Here is a 2763-nt window from a genome sequence, read left to right as displayed (position 1 = left end):
ACCACCCCTTGCTGCTGACGGGCAGGAAGCTGTTGTCGATGCAAGCTACCGCGGCTCGGAAAGAAAACATATCTGCGTGACAGCAGCATATCATTGATCAGGACGCCTGGATGGACGTAACAGACCGTCAGGTAGAGCGGGCTGCCGTCCAGGCGGTTGTCCCAGCAGTACTGCCAGAAGCCGGGGCCGGCGGCATCGTCCAAGAGCACCCGCACGGTCGTGAGATCTGCCGGACGGGGCGTCGCGTCCGGCCCGATCTCGCCGTCGCCGGGCAGGTCGATGATCCTACGGATACCGTGCGAGCACAGCGCGGATCAACCGGCCGCGCTCAGGCGGCCGAGGCTGCCCGAGCGGACGAGCGGCATCCCGGCCGGTAACCGGCGGACACACCTGGCTGCATGGCTGGACGCGGACCTGGTACCGCGTTTCGCGGACCGTATCCTCACCGTCGACATCCCGATAGCCGACGCCTGGGGAATGCTCATGGCGGACGGCGACCGCAACGGTAGACCGGCGCCGGTCATCGACAGCTTCCTCGCCGCGACGGCCACGGCACACGACCTGACTCTCGCCACCCGTAACACCCGGGATTTCACCCACCTGGGAATCCCACTGATCAACCCGTGAAACGACGACACAACCCGGTAAGAAACCATAAACTATGAAATGGACGCGAGGGAGATGGCAAGGGCCTGCGCAAGGCTGTCCATCGTGTCAGGCGAAACCCATTCGGCCGGCGGCCGGCGCAGGTAGGAGAAGACGGCGGGGCCACGCTCGGCGACAGGCAGGTCCGCCGCCCACGGAATGACATGGACATGCAGATGAGTAAAGCCCTCGGCCTCCGAGAACGCGACCACATACGTCTTCGCACACCCGGTCACGTCGATCAGGGCACGGCTGAGACGCCACGTCACCAGACCGAGTTCGGATGCCTCCGCCGCGGTCAGTTCGGCCGGCGAGGTGACATGCCGGCGCGCGACGACCACCAGCCAGCCGGGCAGCGCAGCCCGGATCGCGTGCACTACCCGCCAGCCGGGCCCGAGCAGGATCCGCTCCCGCGGCGGCAGAGCGTCCAGCGACGCGTTGCGCACGCAGGAGTAGCAATCCTCCCGAACACCCGCTGCATGTGCGACCGTCACGATTATCGTATCTTATCAGCAGGTTCGTCGGTTCTGCGAAGATCAGGAGATGCGGTGCCAGCATATGACCATGATTTCTTCGTGAGTTACACCGGCGCGGACCAGGAATGGGCTGAGTGGATCTCGTGGGCGCTGGAGGAGGCCGGCTACCGGATCCTCGTCCAGGTGTGGGACTTTGTGCCCGGGGCGAACTGGGTGAACGAAATGCAGAAGGGGGTGACCAAGGCAGCCCGGGTGCTTGCGGTGCTCTCCCCCGACTACCTGGAGAACTCGAAGTTCGGTACCGCCGAATGGCAGGCGTTCTGGCGGGGGGATCCGGATGGCGAGAAGCGGAGGGTCCTGCCGGTTCGTGTGGAGCGCTGCGCTCCGGAAGGCCTCCTCGGCGGCATCGTCTACATCGACCTCGTCGGCCTTGCGAAAGAGGAAGCCGAAAAGATTCTGATCGACCGTGTCAGGGCCTCGCTGGCTGGCCGTGTGCGGCCGACCAGCCCACCCCACTTCCCCGGCAGATAGTCTCCGAGACCGCCACAACCGGATGACGTTGTCTGCTGACCAGGCCAGAAAGTCCGGGCTTATCGGTGGGCTGGAAGGACGGCAGGCGCGAGTAGATCGATGAGGATCTTGGCCTGTTGGATGTGGAAATACCCGGCGCATGCCTCGTCGTTGTCCTGCTTGTCCACATCGTCCCAGCGGATCTCCCACCCCGCGGCCGCCGCGAGCTGTCGCAGGAACGCCTGTTGCGTCCGGCCGTTGCCCTCCCTGAACGGATGAAGCGCGTTCAGCTCACCGTAAAGCGTTGCGAACCGTTCGAGGAAGGGCATGCGGGCGAGCTCGACAAGATAGCCGTCGGCGGCGAGACCGGCGAACAGCTCGGCGAGCTGCTCCGGTAGAAAACGTGGCAGGCAGAACGTAGATGTTCCCTTGGTCATCGTGACGTTTCTGATCGTGCCGGCCCAGTCGTAGATGTCGTCGAACAGGACGCGGTGGAAACGTTGAAGATGCGCGGTGTCGAAGGCGCCGGGCAGTGAACGTGTGGTCAGCCGGATGCGTTGGAGGCCGACGACTGTGCTGGGCGTAGAGCGCGGCGACCTCGTCCGGGGTGAGGTCCCCGAGCCGCAATGACTTCAGTTTGATGTTGAACGGGCTGGACGTGCCCAATCGCGAGGGATCGCCGCCGGAGGCGGCTCCGGGGACCCGCGGAATCGCGAAGCGATTTCGGGGGTGGCAGTCCCGGACGTCACGCAGGCCACACAGCGCCACCGACGCCGGGAACGCCGCCGGCCGATCCGCGAACCCCGCCCGCAACTGCCGCAGCATGCTGATCAGGCTCTGCCCGCGCAACGCGTCGATCTCGTCGAAGAACAGCACCAACGGCCGCGGACACACTCGCGCCCACGCCGCGAGCGCGGCAGCGAGCAGGTCCGCCGCGGATGCCTGCGGCCACACCGGCGTATGCAGTTCCGCTGGCAGAGTGAGCTCGGCACGCCGGCGGATCTCACCGAGGATGCCGAGTTGCGCCGCGCCGTAGTCGTCGCCGGCGGCCTCACCCAGCTCGCAGGAGAAATGCAGCGCCGCGTACCGGCCGACGGCGGTCAGCTCCCGCGCCAGCGCCCGCAACGCCGCC

General features: G+C 66.2%; 6 protein-coding genes. 3 read left to right on the top strand and 3 right to left on the bottom strand.

The window, feature by feature from the left end:
* The coding region (locus CM1CMNOD_RS22365; protein WP_207387482.1) for a hypothetical protein at positions 1–209 on the bottom strand (209 nt) is incomplete at its 3' end.
* Positions 210–279: 70 nt separating this feature from the next.
* Here CM1CMNOD_RS22365 and CM1CMNOD_RS09035 point away from each other — a divergent pair.
* On the top strand, positions 280–627 hold the full coding sequence (locus CM1CMNOD_RS09035; RefSeq protein ID WP_013873352.1) for a PIN domain-containing protein: 348 nt from the start codon (positions 280–282) through the stop codon (positions 625–627).
* A 32-nt stretch (positions 628–659) separates the two neighbouring features.
* On the opposite strand, the gene CM1CMNOD_RS09030 is transcribed toward CM1CMNOD_RS09035, so the two are convergent.
* Positions 660–1139 carry an HIT family protein gene (locus tag CM1CMNOD_RS09030; RefSeq protein ID WP_043603376.1) on the bottom strand — a complete coding sequence of 160 codons (480 nt, stop codon included), beginning with the start codon at positions 1137–1139 and terminating at the stop codon, positions 660–662.
* 81 nt (positions 1140–1220) lie between these two features.
* On the opposite strand from CM1CMNOD_RS09030, the gene CM1CMNOD_RS09025 reads away from it, so the two are divergent.
* On the top strand, positions 1221–1652 hold the full coding sequence (locus CM1CMNOD_RS09025) for a toll/interleukin-1 receptor domain-containing protein (RefSeq protein WP_157491002.1): 432 nt from the start codon (positions 1221–1223) through the stop codon (positions 1650–1652).
* Positions 1653–1711: 59 nt separating this feature from the next.
* On the opposite strand, the gene CM1CMNOD_RS09020 is transcribed toward CM1CMNOD_RS09025, so the two are convergent.
* A complete protein-coding gene (locus tag CM1CMNOD_RS09020) occupies positions 1712–2164 on the bottom strand; it encodes a Fic/DOC family protein (protein ID WP_258165229.1) in 453 nt (150 codons plus the stop codon).
* 196 nt (positions 2165–2360) lie between these two features.
* On the opposite strand from CM1CMNOD_RS09020, the gene CM1CMNOD_RS21660 reads away from it, so the two are divergent.
* Positions 2361–2763 (top strand): hypothetical protein (locus CM1CMNOD_RS21660; RefSeq protein WP_165490459.1); only part of this gene is annotated, 403 nt, incomplete at its 3' end.

Origin of the sequence: Protofrankia symbiont of Coriaria myrtifolia (assembly GCF_900634755.1) — a bacterium.
Taxonomy (GTDB): domain Bacteria; phylum Actinomycetota; class Actinomycetes; order Frankiales; family Frankiaceae; genus Protofrankia; species Protofrankia coriariae.
The sequence above is the reverse complement of the archived record's forward strand: the minus strand, read 5'-3'. Positions and strand labels throughout refer to the sequence as shown.